This window comes from Actinoplanes sp. NPDC000266, from assembly GCF_042899005.1.
In the GTDB taxonomy this organism is placed as follows: domain Bacteria; phylum Actinomycetota; class Actinomycetes; order Mycobacteriales; family Micromonosporaceae; genus Actinoplanes.
In genome coordinates this window covers 365,292-380,362 of sequence record NZ_JBIAZI010000012.1, presented here as the reverse complement: position 1 = coordinate 380,362, position 15,071 = coordinate 365,292, and the positions used below count along the sequence as shown (strand labels likewise).

13 protein-coding genes are annotated in these 15,071 nt (G+C 69.4%); 4 read left to right on the top strand and 9 right to left on the bottom strand.

Annotation, left to right across the window (positions count from 1 at the left end; translation table 11 throughout):
* Positions 1–98: 98 nt before the first annotated feature.
* From ACFY36_RS41120 to ACFY36_RS41110, 3 genes are all read right to left on the bottom strand, one after another.
* Positions 99–2,072, bottom strand: coding sequence for a hypothetical protein (locus tag ACFY36_RS41120; protein WP_499751333.1), 1,974 nt, complete (start codon positions 2,070–2,072; stop codon positions 99–101).
* Positions 2,069–2,968, bottom strand: a complete 900-nt coding sequence (locus tag ACFY36_RS41115) for a 5'-methylthioadenosine/S-adenosylhomocysteine nucleosidase family protein (protein WP_499751332.1) — start codon at positions 2,966–2,968, stop codon at positions 2,069–2,071. Before ACFY36_RS41115 ends, ACFY36_RS41120 begins: the two co-directional genes overlap by 4 nt.
* Positions 2,969–3,101: 133 nt before the next feature.
* Positions 3,102–4,211 carry an MFS transporter gene (locus tag ACFY36_RS41110; protein ID WP_499751331.1) on the bottom strand — a complete coding sequence of 370 codons (1,110 nt, stop codon included), beginning with the start codon at positions 4,209–4,211 and terminating at the stop codon, positions 3,102–3,104.
* A gap of 54 nt (positions 4,212–4,265) precedes the next feature.
* Between ACFY36_RS41110 and ACFY36_RS41105 the strand changes: the two genes are divergently transcribed.
* Positions 4,266–5,021 (top strand): AraC family transcriptional regulator, encoded by a 756-nt coding sequence (locus ACFY36_RS41105; protein WP_499751330.1) that lies wholly within the window; start codon positions 4,266–4,268, stop codon positions 5,019–5,021.
* Here the strand turns inward: ACFY36_RS41105 and ACFY36_RS41100 are convergent.
* Positions 4,979–5,767: an NAD(P)H-binding protein gene (locus ACFY36_RS41100; protein ID WP_499751329.1), complete on the bottom strand. Its 789-nt coding sequence runs from the start codon at positions 5,765–5,767 to the stop codon at positions 4,979–4,981. The two genes, ACFY36_RS41105 and ACFY36_RS41100, sit on opposite strands and share 43 nt — an antisense overlap.
* 67 nt (positions 5,768–5,834) lie before the next feature.
* On the opposite strand from ACFY36_RS41100, the gene ACFY36_RS41095 reads away from it, so the two are divergent.
* Positions 5,835–6,449 (top strand): helix-turn-helix domain-containing protein, encoded by a 615-nt coding sequence (locus ACFY36_RS41095; protein WP_499751328.1) that lies wholly within the window; start codon positions 5,835–5,837, stop codon positions 6,447–6,449.
* On the opposite strand, the gene ACFY36_RS41090 is transcribed toward ACFY36_RS41095, so the two are convergent.
* Together ACFY36_RS41090 and ACFY36_RS41085 are read right to left on the bottom strand one after the other, a co-directional pair.
* Positions 6,422–8,338 (bottom strand): tetratricopeptide repeat protein, encoded by a 1,917-nt coding sequence (locus ACFY36_RS41090; protein ID WP_499751327.1) that lies wholly within the window; start codon positions 8,336–8,338, stop codon positions 6,422–6,424. The two genes, ACFY36_RS41095 and ACFY36_RS41090, sit on opposite strands and share 28 nt — an antisense overlap.
* A complete protein-coding gene (locus tag ACFY36_RS41085; protein WP_499751326.1) occupies positions 8,331–9,140 on the bottom strand; it encodes a trypsin-like serine protease in 810 nt (269 codons plus the stop codon). Before ACFY36_RS41085 ends, ACFY36_RS41090 begins: the two co-directional genes overlap by 8 nt.
* Before the next feature lie 122 nt (positions 9,141–9,262).
* On the opposite strand from ACFY36_RS41085, the gene ACFY36_RS41080 reads away from it, so the two are divergent.
* A complete protein-coding gene (locus ACFY36_RS41080; protein ID WP_499751325.1) occupies positions 9,263–9,562 on the top strand; it encodes a CU044_2847 family protein in 300 nt (99 codons plus the stop codon).
* Here ACFY36_RS41080 and ACFY36_RS41075 read toward each other — a convergent pair.
* Positions 9,549–10,514: a hypothetical protein gene (locus tag ACFY36_RS41075; protein WP_499751324.1), complete on the bottom strand. Its 966-nt coding sequence runs from the start codon at positions 10,512–10,514 to the stop codon at positions 9,549–9,551. The two genes, ACFY36_RS41080 and ACFY36_RS41075, sit on opposite strands and share 14 nt — an antisense overlap.
* Before the next feature lie 57 nt (positions 10,515–10,571).
* On the opposite strand from ACFY36_RS41075, the gene ACFY36_RS41070 reads away from it, so the two are divergent.
* A complete protein-coding gene (locus tag ACFY36_RS41070; RefSeq protein ID WP_499751323.1) occupies positions 10,572–12,107 on the top strand; it encodes a tetratricopeptide repeat-containing protein in 1,536 nt (511 codons plus the stop codon).
* An 18-nt stretch (positions 12,108–12,125) separates the two neighbouring features.
* Here ACFY36_RS41070 and ACFY36_RS41065 read toward each other — a convergent pair whose 3' ends face one another.
* Both ACFY36_RS41065 and ACFY36_RS41060 read right to left on the bottom strand, forming a co-directional pair.
* On the bottom strand, positions 12,126–14,525 hold the full coding sequence (locus ACFY36_RS41065) for a transglycosylase domain-containing protein (RefSeq protein ID WP_499751338.1): 2,400 nt from the start codon (positions 14,523–14,525) through the stop codon (positions 12,126–12,128).
* A gap of 57 nt (positions 14,526–14,582) precedes the next feature.
* Positions 14,583–15,011 carry a helix-turn-helix domain-containing protein gene (locus ACFY36_RS41060; RefSeq protein ID WP_499751322.1) on the bottom strand — a complete coding sequence of 143 codons (429 nt, stop codon included), beginning with the start codon at positions 15,009–15,011 and terminating at the stop codon, positions 14,583–14,585.
* Positions 15,012–15,071: the final 60 nt, after the last annotated feature.

Here is a 15,071-nt window from a genome sequence, read left to right as displayed (position 1 = left end):
ACGCTCGTCATCAGTGAGCACGATCGGCACTGCTGTCGGCAACGGCATCCCACCAACGTACCCACTGACAACGATTTAAAGACTCACAACACTAGCGGTCATGCCCGCACCTCGGACGCCCGCCGGTACGCGGTTCCCTCCCACCAGCGCCGTCCCTCCGCGGCGACACCTTCGAGAACGAACAGGGTGTGCCTGATCCCGGTGGCGTCATCGGCCGCGTCGGCCAGCACCCGCGCATCCTCACCCTCGCCGGCACGTCCGCTTTCCGGCACCGCGACCTGGATATCGGTGCCGTTGACCAGAAACAGATGAAACTCGCTGGCCGCGTCGTCGTGCACCGAGACCTGAACAGCGGCGACGGCGTCGTAGCGATAGTTCGTGCGCTCCCAGCCGCGGAAGGCGGCCTTCTTGAAGTCCAGTTCAGTGGTGAGCTGCCGAACCCCGTCCGAGGTGAGAAGGAAGACCAGCAGCCGATAGCGCGTACAGCGCCACGGGCCGTTCTTCACCCGTGCTCTTCGGCTGTTCGGGCCCTCCGCCTCCAGCGACGCGTACGCCTGGATGTCACTCCACTTCAACCGGTAGGCCTGGATCGCGTGGTCGAGCAGAAGGCGACGATCACAGTCGAGCCACCGCGCCATCTCGATGTCGTCGGGCCGGTCCGCCAAGCGTTGTCGCCAACGTTCGTACTCCTTCCCATAAAGGGCCTGTCGCCGCCGACGTTCGATCTCCCCGGCGACGACCCGTCTCCGCTCCGCCATGATCCGAATTCCGAGGGTCGCCACCACCACTGCGGCGAAGGCGAGAGCCAGGAAAGCGCCGGCGGCCGGGATGACATCCTGGCGCAGGGCCGATGGGAGCACCCACATCAAGCCGAGAAGGGACAGGACAGCGCCGAGGGCGGTGGCGGGTCTCATCAAGGGCGGAACGGTGGGCCGCGGGTCCAGCGGCTCCCCTCTCGACCACCGTTGACGCAGTTCCTTGACCTGGAACCGGATGAGCCACTTGATCTCATCCGCTGTGGCCGACGGCTCGCGGTACGCCTCTACAAGATCGTTACGGAGACGGCGGAGCGGAACATAGGAGTCCGTCAGCCAGGCTGATCGTTCGCCGTCCTCGGGCGGGGCGAACTTCCGGATGTATCGAAGGTACAGCCGGTCCACCGAAGCGACGAAGCCGCCTGGCCGTAGGGCATCCCGGCTCGAGCGGATGGCCCGGACCTCCCGCTCGTGGGCGCGCACCGTGTCGTCGCGGAACCGGATCTCCACTCCGAACCAGGTGCTCACGGTGGCCGTCGCCAGGATGCCCACCAGGATGGCGGCCGCGGTGACATCGTCTCGCTGCAGGACAAGCCGGCCGAGAGTCGCCGACGCGCCGATCACCGAGACGACCGCCAGCCCGGCCAGGACCAGCGCCACCGGGGTGACGACAGCCGAGGGCACCGGACCGACCCGGGGCGCCCTGGGGTCGGGCTCGAAGAACTTCCAGGCTCGTTGCCGCCGGTTTCCCGCATTCTGGCCGGCCTGGGCCTCCCGAACATCCCGATGCCACACCTCGTCCTTGAGCGAGCCCTGGATCAGGCGTGCCAAGTGACTCCGGATGGCGGTATTGATGTCCGGCGCCAACGCGTCGAGGTCCGCTTCTAACCCGGTGGCCTCCACCGGCTTGCCAGGCCGTGGCCGGCCGGTGTGCACAAGCCGCTGGACGACGGCGATACCGGCCGACCACCTGGTCGAGGGCAGCTCGCCGATCCGCTTGAGCTCCGTCGTCACCTGGTGCCGCTCCTCGGCGGACAACTCCCCGTAGGTCCGGCCGCTGAAGAAGGCGAGGAGCCAATAGAGGCAGACCTTGCTCGAATCGGGGTCCTCGGCTATCACCTCGTTCAGCAGCCGCCGGGCCGTCGTGGCCTGGCCGGACGCGAGGAATGTGAGAGCGGAGGCCAGCTTCTCGGCCAGGGAGGCATCCGGGGGAGGATATTCGTAGTAGTTATGGACGCCGCCATGGATGGTGCCGGCCACGGCACCATGGCGGCCGCCCTCGGTGTGGACACCGGCGCCGGCAGGCGGCTGACTCATGACGGTCTCCGTTCGCCGGAGTACGAGTTGTGCACCCCGCCCTGGATGACGCCGGCCACCGCGCCGTGGCTTCCACCGTGTGTCTCGACCCGTATCGGGTCGAGGGCTGGGCCGGCCTCGGCCGCTTCGGATGCGCGGCCCGCGGCCAGTTCCGCGGCCAAGGCGATGGCGAAGACAGCGGCATTGCGGACCGCACGGGGCTGCCAGTCCTCCGCGTCGCTCCGCGCCTTCGTGCCGTCGGCCGGGTCGCTGATGGCGCGGATGACCGCTCCCGGCACGGCGTTGAGCTGACCCGCCTTCGCGACGCCGGCCGCCTCCATCTCGATGGCGACCGCATCCTCGTAATGCCTCTTGATCCAGGTCAATGGGGCCGACTTCGGCGCATCGTGCAGGATCTCTCCGGCGGCGATCGGGCCGAAGCGCACGCGAGGCACATCCGCGGACGGCGACGTCGCGCGTTCGCGGTCGTAGCGCCGGCGTAGCTGATGAGCGGCCTGCTCGATGCCGTGGTCGATGTCCCAGACCCGCGGGCGCGACCTGAGACCTCCGGCCCGCGCCGCGGCGCCGTGATAGGCGTAGACGTGGGTCGCCACGACGACGTCACCCAAGTGGATGGTCGGCTTCAGACTGCCGGCGACCCCGACGAACAGAACCGCCGCCGGTTTGAACGCGTTGATGGCGCGTTCGGTGATGACCGCCGCGGCGTGGTTGCCCTTGCCGGTGAGGCCCAGCACGGCATCGCCCGCGCCTCCCGGCAGCGACCCCCTCTCGAAATATGTCCGAGAAACCGGAGAGAGGGACCGAACGTCTGTGAGTTGCTCCCGGACCGCCTCGAACTCCAGATCCAGGGCGGTGAGGACGACGACAGGCAACGGCTTCCATCGATGCTCGCTCATGCGCTCAAGCTAACTTACTGTCATAGGGACAGTAAGCACCTTCCCGGAGGGGCGGACACTATGGGCATTCCGACAGTTGTCACTGTTTGTGTCAATCAGACATTAATGCTCGCGACGCAGGCGGAAGTCGCCGTCAGGGGTCGCGCAGCGTCCGCACCATCAACCAGCTCAGCGCTGGCATGGCGATCAAGGGCGTCAGCGCGGTCCGCAGCGAGGTCGCGTCGGCCAGGGCGCCGATGACCGGGGCGGCGAGCCCGCCCACGCTCACCGTCAGCCCGAGGGTGATGCCGCTCGCCGTGCCGGCCCGGCTGGGGAGATAGTCCTGGCCGAGGGTGACCTGCAGCGAGAACGGCACGTAGAGGCCGGCCGAGGTCAGCGCCACGAACAGGTAGATCGCCGGGCCGGGAACCCACACCACGCCCGCGACGGCCAGGATCGTCATCGCGTACGACCAGCGGCACACCACGACGCGTCCCCAGCGGTTGGCCGCGGCGCCGCCCAGCAGCGAGCCGGCGATGCCGCCGAGGTAGAGCACGAACAGGGCGGCCGTGCCGGCGGCGGCGCTGTCGTTGAGGCGTTGCTGGGCGTAGAGGGCGATGAAGGTGCTGAGCCCGATGAAGGCGATCGACCGGAACACCACGGCGAGGGCCAGCCGTACGAACGAGGCGGCGTCGTCATCTCCTGCCGTGGCCGTCCTCGCCGTTCCGGTGTTCTCGCGCCGGGCCAGGGCCCGCAGCACCGGCACGGTCATCGCCGCGCCGGCCAGGGCCGGCACGACCAGCAGCGGGGTCCGGTCCAGCCCGCCCAGGCCGGCCACCAGCAGCGGTGCCAGGGCGAAGCCGACGCTCCCGCCGGTGGAGAAGAGCGCCATGGCGGTGTGGCTGCCCCGCCCGGCCCGGCGGGCCACCCGGGCCGCCTCCGGGTGATAGGCGGCCACGCCGATGCCGGAGAGCGCCACGAACAGCAGGGTGAGGGCGTAACTGCCGCTCAGCCCGCTCATCGCGATGCCGGCTCCACTGAGAACGGTGCTGACGGGCAGCAGCCACGGCATCGCCCAGCGGTCGGTGAGCGCGCCGAACACCGGTTGCGCGACCGACGACAGCAGTGACGCCGCGAGCACGACCCCGGACGCCGCGGCGTAGGAATACGCGCGCTCGGCGACGAACAACGGCACCAGCGCCGCGACGGCGCCCTGGTAGACGTCGACACAGGCGTGACCGGCGGCGAGCAGGATTCTCGGCATGAGCCGATGGTCGCGAGCGGCCACCCTGTCCGCCTTCCGATAACCTGACAACCAATGACGGAAATCCGCCACACCTCGGTGGCGCCCACCCGCAGCCGGCGGCTTCCCTCCGGCGCCGAGATCGGCGCGCACCGCCACGACGACCACCAGATCGTCTACGCCGCGCGCGGCGTCCTGTCCGTGACGACGAGTGCCGGTTCGTGGGTCACACCCGGCAACCGCGCCATCTGGGTGCCGGCCGGCACCGTGCATGCCCACCGGGCGTACGGGGAACTCGAACTGCATTTGATCGGACTGCCCGCCGCAAGCAACCCGCTCGGCCTGGACGCCCCGACTGTGGTGTCGGTAGCGCCGCTGCTGCGGGAGCTGATCGTGGCGTACACCCGCGGCGCCGCCGAGCGGACCCCCGAACGCGACCGGCTGCGCGCCGTCCTGCTCGACCAGCTGAAAGCCTCACCCCAACAGCCGCTGTACGTCCCCACGCCCACCGACCCACTGCTGCGCACCGTGTGCGCCCTCGTCCAGGCCGACCCGGCCGCCAACCGCACCCTGGCCGGCCTGGGCCGCGAGGCCGGCGCCAGCGACCGCACCCTGTCGCGGCTGTTCCGCCGCGACCTCGGCATGACCTTCCCCCAGTGGCGCACCCAGCTGCGCCTGCATCACGCCCTGATCCTGCTGGCCGAGGGAACGCCGGTGACCACGGTCGCCCATCGTTGCGGCTGGTCGTCGGCCAGCGCTTTCATCGACGTCTTCCGCACCACCTTCGGTCACACTCCCGGCTCCCACCGGGCCTCGGCCCACGCCCGATAGGTGCCCGCCCTGCGCCCCAGCACCCGCTCCACATCCTCCGTCACGATCGCGTTGCCCCCGCGCCGGACCAGGGCGGCCCCGGCCAGCGCGACCTCGGCGATCTCAGCCGGGAAGTGCTCCGCGCGCGGCTCGACGTCGACAACGGTGAGCGTGCGCCCGAGCACCTCACCCAGCTGCCCGGCCTGGTCGGCCACGGTCAAGAGCTCAGGACCGGTCAGTGTGTACGTCTGTTGGTGGTGCCCGCCCGACGTCAGAGCCTCGGCGGCCACGGCGGCGACATCCGCCGGATCCACGATTCCCTGCGCCCCGTCCCCGAACAGGTTCGGAATCGGCCGCCCGGCCCTGATGTCCGCCGCCCACGCCAGCGAGTTGCTGGCGAAGGTGGTCGGCCGCAGAATCGTCCACTCGAGCCCGCTCTCGCGCACGGCCCGCTCGCCCGGTTGATGCCAGCCCCCGGGCGCGACCTCATCCGGCGTACCGATGGCCGACAGCTTGACCACCCGCCGCACCCCGGCGCCGACGGCCGCCCGCAGAACCGTCAGGTCAAGCTCGGGCACGCCGGGCCCAGCGGGCGAGAGCAGATAGAGGGCGTCCGCCGGCACCACCGAGGTGCTGACAGTCAGCCCGGCCCGGGGCGCGACCCGCCGCGGATCGCGGGTGACCGCGGTGACCTCGGCCCCGCGGCCGAGCAGTTCATCGACCAGCAGCGAGCCGGTCGTGCCAGTAGCACCGGTAACCAGAATCATGGGTGTCAGCCTGCCGCCGCCCACCCCGCCCGTCTTGGAAAAATCGGCACTGCCTAGGGTCGGAATCGTGCCGTCGACCGTTGTCCAGAAGCCGCACACCTCCACAGTGGTCGTCTTCCGGACCACGGCCGAGGGCGAGAGCGACGTCCTGATATCCGGCCCGCGCACCAGGGGCAGCTACCATCCGAACCGTCCGGCCATCGCATGCGCGCAGGTCCAGCTGCCACCGGGCCGCACACACGCGGTGCTCGGCATCCCCGCGTCCGACCTGGTGGACCGGTCCATCCCCCTGAGCGACCCCGAGCTCCTCTTGTCGGGCCCCGGCAGCGACCCGGTCGTGACCGCCGCGATGAAGGTCCTGACGACCACGACCGCCCGCCTGCCGGAGGCAGCGAGCAGGGCCGGCGTGAGCGAGCGCCACCTGCGGACCCTCTTCGCCCGCGACGTCGGCCTGTCCCCGAAGCACTTCGCCCGGATAAGCCGCCTCCAGCGCGTCCTCTCCCTGGCCGGCCAGGACACGTGGGCCGCGGTGGCCGACCGCGCGGGCTACTTCGACCAGCCCCACATGATCAGCGACTTCCGCTCTCTCATGGGAGTCTCCCCGGCGGCCTATCTCTCCGGCCGCCTGCCCGCGGCGACCCCCTGCCTCCGTTCTCAGGGCGACATTCTCTCGCGCCAGTAAGCGATGTTGCGGCGAGTGGTCAGGGTGTCGGTGTGGTCCGGGCCGAGGACCCGCACGACGTCGGTGAGCAGCTGCTCGAAGGCGGCGACCGCGCCGGCCGGATCGCCGGCCTGTCCGCGCCAGTAGGCGAGGTTGTGCCGGGTGGTCAGGGCGTCGGGGTGGTCGGGGCCGAGCACTCGTGACCGGTCCAGGAGCAACTGCTGCAACGCGTCGACCGCCCCGGCCGGGTCTCCGGCCTGTCCGCGCCAGTAGGCGAGGTTGCCCCGGGCGGTCAGGGTGTCGAGGTGATCCGGGCCGAGCACTCGCCGATAGTCGGTGAACAGATGCTGCCACGCCATGAACGCGCCGGCCGGATCGCCGGCCCGTCCTCGCCAGTAGGCCACGTTGCCCCGGGTGGCCAGGGCGTCGGGGTGGTCGGGGCCGAGAACCCGCACGACGTCGGTGAGCAGTTGCTCGAACGCGGCGGCCGCGGGGGCCGGATTCCCGGCCAGCCCTCGCTGGTAGGCGAGGTCCCGGCTCGCGGCGTACTGCCTGAACGAGTTCTCGGCGGCGCGATCGACGGACTCGTAAGGGTGATCACCGAACGGCCGTGGGCCGGCGGTTTCGTGCAGCGTCCGGGTCAGAACGGTGGTCAGCACCGCGACGCTGCCGCCGGAGTCGGTGTCCGGTGGTCCGGAGCCGGCCATGGCCCGCGCCACCTGCGTCATCCGGCGCAACACGACCGAGGTCGGATGGGACCCGCCGAGCACCTCGTCCGCCCGCCGGCCCAGGGCCGACAGGTGGTCCGCGCTCCGGGCCAGCGCGACGGCGTCGCGGGCAGCGCGGGCCCGCACGAAGAGCAGTTCGAGCTGGGCGATGGCGAAGTTGGCTTCCGCGGCGATCGTGCCGGGGTGCCGGGCGCCGAGCGTCCTCTCGGCCTGTGCGCGTACATGGTCCAGGCGCACCAGGGCCTTCCTGGCCGCCACCGCGTCGCGTCGTACCCGCGCGAGCTCGAAACCCGCCGCCGCGACACTGATCTGAGTGACGGCTGTTTCCGGATGCAGCGGACCGAACGACGCGAGTTGCAGGTCGGCGGTGGACTTCAGCCGCTCCCAAGCGCCGGTCGCGGACTGCTCGTCGCCGAGCGCGCAGGCGTGCTCGAAGCCCGCGACATCGGCGGTGATCTGCGACCGGAGGGCGTCGGGATGCGCAGCGCCGAGGGTGGACGCGGCGATCATCGCGGTGGTTTCGAGGGCTGCGAGGGCTTCCCGTCGAGCAGGCCGGTCACCGACCGACTCGGCCCTCTCGAAGCGGAAGCGGCCGTGCCCGGCGAGAAGACCCGCCAACCGGAGATCGGCCGGGTCCGGGACCTCGCGCGCGGCACTCGCGGCGTCCTGCCACGCCGTCTCGGCATTGGCGGAGCGGCCCGACAACTGCGCCTTCACGTCGGCCACAGCCGCCCGGATCAGCGGTGACGTCGCGTCGTCGGCGGCGGCCAGCGACTCCCGCGCCAACGCCGTGTCACCCACGGCCACGGCCACCGCGGCCAGGCTGACGGCGACGCGGGCGCCCAAATGGCGTGCCCCCTTCAGCAACTCCACGGCGTTGCGGTGATCGCCGTTGTCGAAGAGGTGCTGAGCCGCGGTGACGATGATCCGTCCCTCGTCGACGGTCCCCGCGTAGCGGGCCCGGCCGAAGTTGAGCACGGCGCCGGCGTTCGCCGACAACCCGGCCTCTTCGAGCAGGTCGGCCAGGCACAGAACGTCCGTGATCTCCGGACGCTCGCCGCTGGACAGGATCTCGTGGAGCAGGGCGTCGAGCTCCGGAGGCGGCACGCCGGTCTCGTGATAGCCGCGCGCGGCCAGCTCGGCGGCCAGTTCGAGGGCTCGCCCCCAGCCGGGCTCACTCATCGGTGTCGATCAACGGCGTGGCGCGGAGCCAGTCCTGAAGAATCCGCAGCTCGATGGCCTTCGCCGCCCGGCTGGAGATCACCTCGGTCTCGCGCCACTCCCGGAGTTTTCGGAGCCGGCTCTCCACGGCGGCGTCGACATCCGGCCGTGGTGGGGCCGGCCGCTCCGGCACGCCGCCGGGGAACAGGTTCGCCATGTCGAATCGCCGGAACCGCTGGATCGCCTGCTGGATCCGCGCCGCGAACAGCACATTGCTGGACCGGTCCGGATCGGTGCGGTCGGGATATTGTTCGAGCAGAACGCCGACCAGCCTGCGGCGTCCGCCGGGATCGGCTTCGACCGGCCCGCCGCTATATCCGGAATAGTTGCCGAGCATCTGGTTGACGCCGAGCTGGAGGGCGACGACCTCGGTGCCACCGGTCAGCCCGTAAACGCAGTCCTCGGACAGGACATGGCCGTTCAGATGAGGATCGGTGATCGAAGGCCGATATGGCGCGAACCACTCGTCGCTGGACCGGCACGCGTCGGCGCACGGGGGAGGGACATCGCATTCGTCCGGATCCACCGCCACCAGCAGCGCCAGGTCCCAGTCCACGATCTCGTCGACCCGCACCTTGAGCTTCAGCCCGGTGCCGAGCGTCGCGTACAGCTGATCCTCACCGGCCGGCAGCGTGCGCAGACAGTGAGCTGCGGTGAGGATCACCCCGCCACGCTGGATCAGCAGTCCGCCGCCCAGGACGTGACCGTCGTACGACAGCTCCACCCAGTACTTGCTGCGGGGTGTCGTGTCCGTCGAAGGCATTGGAACAGCCTGATGCACGTGTGCGCACCATGACAATCACTCGGTCGTGCCGGAATGGCGTGACCGGACGGGCCGGCCGTCTACTGTCTATGCCGTCTGACGGCGTGACACAGGGAGCGAACATGTCGGAGAACGTGTCCATCGAGACGTTCGAGCTGGCCAACGGTGACCGTCAGATCTCGTCCCGCCGGAAGGTCAGTGAACGGCTGGCCGCCCGCCAGGCCGAGATCGCGGCCGCCATCGCGGAAGCCGCGCGGCTCGTGCAGGAGTCCGCGGACGCGGTGCCGGAGCGCCGGGGCTGGCGGGTGAACGCGCTGGAGGCGAAGTTCGGCGTGAAGCTGTCGGCGGGCGCCGGCGTGATCCTGTCGAGCGCCTCCACGGAGGCCTCGTTCGAGGTCATCATCAAGGTCACGCGCGACTGAGCCGCAGCAGCGAGTTCGTCATCGCCTCGACGAACCGGTCGCGCGTGGCTGGGGCGACCCGGTCCAGGGACAGGAACGGGTTGAGGTCTTCCAGCTCGACGAGCAGCAGGTCGCCGTCGCGGGTGCGGCAGGCGTCCACGCGCTGGATGCCTTGCTCGACGGTGTTCCAGTCGATGAAGCGCTGAGCGAAAGCCAGATCGGCTTCGCCGGGCTCGTACGGCTCCAGCTCCCACCGCTGGCCCGGCCGGGGCGCGTACAGAGCGTACTGGAAATCGTGGTCGACGTAGTAGAACGACACCTCGTACGTGAAGTCGATGCGCGGCTGCACGAGCAGATCCGTGTAGTCCAGCCCCGGCAGCCCCGACCGTTCGACGACCGTGAGCCCAGCCGAGTCCGCCCCGAACTTCGGCTTCGCCACGTACCAGTCGCTCTCCGGCAGCCGCCCCAGATCCTCGAGCCGGTCAACCGTCGGAATCACCGGGTACCCCGCCGCGAACAGATCGAGAAGATACTGCTTGCCGGCGATGTCACCCCGCCCGCTCAGTTCGGTGAAGACCCGCGCCCCCGCCTCAGCGGCCGCCGCACGGAACGCCTCGTACTCCGCCTGATAGTTCAGCACCGGCCCGCTGTTCCGCACCACCACGACGTCGAAGCCACCCATCAACGCCCGCGCGTCCAGCGGATGGCAGACCGCCAGATCAAAGCTGCCGCGCAGCCGCCCCGTCAGATAGATGTCCTCGTCGCAGTACCGGCGCCCGCGAGCTTCATAGCCCAGATCGCTGACATAGAGGACACGGGGCCGCCCGGAGATCACCACCTCATCCTCACACGCCGCTAGGGTTGACACGTGTCGCAGGCCAAGAAAGTCGACGTCGGGCACGGCCATGGCGTTCAGGTCGGCTCGGACAACACCCAGCACAACCACATCGAGATCCGCGGCCGCAGCATCCACGTCTCCGCGCCGGACTCGCTGGGTGACCTCGATTTCGGCAGCCCGTCAGCGGCGGCGGTGTCGCTGGCGCCGCCGTACGGGTTGCGCGACCCCGCGCATCCGGTGCGCGGGAGACAGGCTCTGATACGGCGGGTGACCAGAAACCTAAGTGGCAAAGGGATGCGGTACGTGCATGTCCTGCATGGCATGGGCGGGTGCGGTAAGACGGCCGTCGCTCTGGAGGCCGCTCAGATAGCCCAGTCACGCGGCCTTCCAGTGTGGTGGATCGAGGCCGCCGAAACACCGGTCATCATGGCCAGCCTTCAGGCCGTGGGCCGCCAGGTCGGTGTCCCGGACGAGGACGCGCTCGCCCCGGAAGCGCTCGACCGGATCTGGGAGCACCTGCGAGACGAGCCCGAGCCATGGCTGTTGGTCATCAACAACATCAACGACCTGACCCTGCTCAGCCCTGACGACAACGATCTGGCCGAAGGGCGGGGACTGATCCGGCCGCTCATGCGCGGCCGGGGCACCGTCATCGTCACCACGAGGACGGGCTCACGAGAGGTGTGGGGTTCCGGCTGGTCGGTGCTTCACCACGTCGGTGACCTCGACCCCGAGGACGCCGGCCAGGTCTTGATGGACCGTACGGTGGGTCACGCCGGGCTGGTAGACGATGCGATCAGCCTCGGATCGCGGCTCGGTGGACTGCCGCTCGCGCTGAACCTGGCCAGCGCCTACCTGTCGAACGTGGCGTCGCTGCCGATCACTTGGCGCGACACCTCGACGGTGGCCACGTTCTCGGCCTTGGAGAAGGCGTTCGAGCAAGGGCGGTTCACGCTGTCCGACGAAGCCGGTCAGGCGGCCCTCATCGAGCGTTTGTGGGGCGTCACTCTGTCCTGGCTGGACCGCCGTGGAATGCCCGAGGCGCGGGCACTGCTCGGATTGCTGTGCCATTTCGCCGAATATCCGATCCCCGAGGCCGTTCTGCACCCGCACACACTGGCCGAGTCCGGCCTGCTGGGCGCCGTCGACGGCATCCGGCTCCGGCTGCTCGTCAATGAGCTGTCGAACGTCAACCTCGTCGAGACCAGCACGCGAGCCGTCATCGAGGAGGGCAAGGTCTCGCCGGTCCCCGCGATCCGTGTGCACCCTCTGCTCCGGGCCACACTGCGGGCGTCGATCAACGCCGACGAGCGCCGCTCTTACGTGTCAGTCGCCGTGGGGCTGATCCGCCACTGGACCGACGCCAACGAAGATCCGCACGGCCCCGAGGCTTGGCCCACCTGGCAGTTGATCTCCCCGCACGCCATCTACCTCTCCAGCGAGGTGGACGACACCACGCTCCCCACCCAGACAAAGGCCATCGAAGCAGCCGCCCAGGCCAGCCGCCATCTACAGCGCTCAGGCGGACTGACCCGCCTAACCGTCAACCTGACTCCCAGATCGGCCCAGGCGCTGGACGCACTCCACGAAGCCACGGCGATCGGCAAAACCGACATTGTCAACAGGGCTCTGCAGCTCTACAAGTTCGTGCAGGAGGCAGAAGAGCGCGGCCAGCAAATAGAGCTACGCGACCCCGACGGCACTGTGCACCGTGTGCAGTTCCTCTGAAGCCCTCCCACCAAAGCGTCAGTCCCCGGGCCGCGGCGGCGTGATGATCGGCGGGAACCCAGGCAGAGTCGGCTTAGGAATGTCCTTCCCATTACTGACCTCGATGGTCACAATCCCACCCTTGATCGTCCGCCCACTGGGAGAGGTTCCCGCCGCCGTCCCCACCGGGCACTTCGAGTCCACGTCGCGCCCGATGTACACCCGGAACCCCAGGTCCCGCAGGCGCGATCGGGCGTCGCTCAGCGGATCACATGTCACGTCCGGGATGCGGCGCTGGTCGCCGTACACGATCTTCCGGCTCTCCGGCCTCTTGAACTGCACGGACGGCTTGCCCTCCATGTAGTCGCCCAGCGTCTTGTAGACCGCCGGGTTCACCTGGGCGTGCCGCAACCTGTCCCGGTGGGCCTGGTAGTCCGGGTTCACCAGATAGCCCGCCACCACCAGCGATGTCGTTCCCGCGATCAGGGACGCTGTGCGGTCGCGGTCGGTCGTGCCCGTCTTGCCGAAGACCGGATGGCCCACCACGTCGCGCGTCTGCGGGGCCGTCGCGCCGTCGCAGCTGCCCAGGCGGGCCGAGTCTCCCACCGGGCAGCGGGCCGCGTCCAGCGCCGCCCGGGCCACGTCCGGGCTGGTCGCCCGCGTGCAGCTAGGCTTTCCGATGTCGAGTTTCTGGCCGTCCTTCGTGACGATCTGCTCGATCGGCGTCGGCTCGCAGTACATGCCGTCGCCGGCCAGTGTCGCGTACGCGTTCGCCATGTCCAGCGGCGTCGTCGCCGACACGCCCAGCGTGAACGCTCCCCACTGGTGCGAGTAGCCCGGTGAGGCCAGCTTCGCGTCGCTCGGCGCCCGGAACTTGATGCCGAAGCGTTTCGCCGCGTCGACCACCCTCTCCGCGCCGATCTGCTCCTCCAGGGGCACGAAGTACGTGTTGATGGATTTGCCGAAGGCCGTCCACATGTTGAAGACGCCCTCGCCTCCTCCGCCGCTGTTCATCGGGCACCAGAAGTGGGTGCCGTCGCAGGCCGATTCGCTGCGGGAGCTGATGATGTAGCTGGAGCGGTACTGCTTCTCCGTCTTGATCTGGTACGCCAGCGGGACGCCCTTTTCCAGCGCCGCCACCATCGTGAACATCTTCATCACCGAGCCGGCCTGATATCCGGTGATGTCGCCGCCCCCGGTCAGCAGGGGGTTCGTCGTGTTCGGGTAGCTGCCCCGGATGCCCTTTTTACGCTTGGCCGGGTCGGAGGACATGTAGTTCTTCGACTCGTCGAGCTTGAAGCGGCGGTTCGCCGCCAGCAGCCGTACCTTGCCCGTTCCTGGCTGCACGGCCGCCAGCAGGAGCGCGTTCGTGTCCTTCTCGGAGATCAGCTGGGCGATCCGCTTGCGGGCCTGGCTCTGCGCCTTGACGTCGATCGTCGTGGTGATGCGGTAGCCGCCGCTCTTCAGGCGGCGCTCACGGTCGTACGTCGTCGCCCCGAACTGCTCCCTCTCCATCCACCAGCGGTAGAAGAAGTCGCAGAAGAAGCCCCACTCGTTGCGGGAGACCGACACGCAGCCGTTACCGACCTGCTTGACCACCTTCGGGATCGGCTCCTTGACGGCCTTGTTGGCCTGGGCCTGGGTGATCGTGCCGAGCTCGACCATGCCGGGGATGACGTACGTGTCGCGGCGCAGCTTGATCGCCTTGTAGCCCTCGGCGGTGGTGGGGTCGAACGCGGACGGCGCCTTGACGACCGCCGCCAGCAGGGCCGCCTGCCCGATCGTCAGGTCCTTCGGCTTCTTGTTGAAGTAGACCTGGCTGGCCGCGAAGATGCCGTACGTCCCCTTGCCGAACGGCGCGATGTTCAGATAGCGCTCGAGGATCTGATCCTTGGTCAGCTCCTTCTCGACCTGCATCGCGTACTTCATCTCGGTGACCTTGCGTTTCGGCGTGTCCTCGGTCGCGTCGACGACCTCCTGCGGGCTGGTCGCCGAGTAGGCCAGCGACATCCGTACCCACTGCATGGTGATCGTCGAGGCGCCCTGCTTGGACTTGCCGTTGTTGTTGTTCACCAGGGCCCGGGCCACGCCCTTGAGATCGACGCCGTTGTGGTTGTAGAACTCCCGGTCCTCGGCGGCGACCATGGCGTCACGCATGAACTTCGAGATGTCCTTGAGGCGCACGTCGCTGCGGAACTCGTCGTAGAACTGGGCGAGCTGGGTCTTGTTGTCGGACGCGTAGACCCGGGTGATCTGGGGTGAGCTGAACGCCTTGAGCTCGCCCGGCAGGCTCGCGAAGGTCTCGCCGCCGGCCTTGGCGGCCAGCCCGGACATGGCCACGACGGGGAAGGCGGCCGCCGCGACGACGACACCGGCGAGCAGGCCGCAGAGCAGGAACGCGAACCCGTTGAAGAAGATGTTGTGATCGCGCCGCCGCATCCAGGAACTCACAGGACCACCATCCGTGACTAGGCGTCGAGCCGCGTCAATCAAACCTCATTTTGTCAACTTGCGCTTCCCCCGAAAAGGAGCAATTCGCCCGGGGTGCGACAGGGCCGCCATGAACGTGGGGCACTCCGCGTGGCTCGGCGCACGGCAGGCGGCCGTGTGCAGCAGCGCGTCGCGCAGCGCGGTGAGCTCCCGGATCGTCGACGTCAGCTCGTCGGCCCGCGCGGTGAGCATCTGCCGGTCGAGGGCGGGCGCGCCGTCCGGGTCGGAGGGGATGAGCCGGCGGATCTCGTCGAGGGAGAAGCCGGCGTCGCGCCCCAGGGCGATCAGCGCCAGCCGCTGCATCACCCCGGCGTCGTACTGCCGTCGCAGGCCACGACGCCCGCTGGGGGCGATCAGGCCTTTCTCCTCGTAGTAGCGCAGGGCGGAGACGGGCAGCCCGGAGCGGCGGGCCACCTCACCGATGTCCAGGTCCACCGCGGGTCTCCCTTGACCTCAAGCCGACTTGAGGTGGAACGGTGGCACGGACGACGCGGA

What these genes read in the sequence shown, in the direction of transcription:
- ACFY36_RS41085 (WP_499751326.1), bottom strand. Translation starts at nt 9,140, where the DNA reads ATGCCTTCGACGGACACGACACCCCGCAGCAAGTACTGGGTGGAGCTG.
- ACFY36_RS41115 (WP_499751332.1), bottom strand. Translation starts at nt 2,968, where the DNA reads ATGAGCGAGCATCGATGGAAGCCGTTGCCTGTCGTCGTCCTCACCGCC.
- ACFY36_RS41120 (WP_499751333.1), bottom strand. Translation starts at nt 2,072, where the DNA reads ATGAGTCAGCCGCCTGCCGGCGCCGGTGTCCACACCGAGGGCGGCCGC.
- ACFY36_RS41105 (WP_499751330.1), top strand. Translation starts at nt 4,266, where the DNA reads ATGACGGAAATCCGCCACACCTCGGTGGCGCCCACCCGCAGCCGGCGG.
- ACFY36_RS41090 (WP_499751327.1), bottom strand. Translation starts at nt 8,338, where the DNA reads ATGAGTGAGCCCGGCTGGGGGCGAGCCCTCGAACTGGCCGCCGAGCTG.
- ACFY36_RS41080 (WP_499751325.1), top strand. Translation starts at nt 9,263, where the DNA reads ATGTCGGAGAACGTGTCCATCGAGACGTTCGAGCTGGCCAACGGTGAC.
- ACFY36_RS41110 (WP_499751331.1), bottom strand. Translation starts at nt 4,211, where the DNA reads ATGCCGAGAATCCTGCTCGCCGCCGGTCACGCCTGTGTCGACGTCTAC.
- ACFY36_RS41100 (WP_499751329.1), bottom strand. Translation starts at nt 5,767, where the DNA reads ATGATTCTGGTTACCGGTGCTACTGGCACGACCGGCTCGCTGCTGGTC.
- ACFY36_RS41065 (WP_499751338.1), bottom strand. Translation starts at nt 14,525, where the DNA reads ATGCGGCGGCGCGATCACAACATCTTCTTCAACGGGTTCGCGTTCCTG.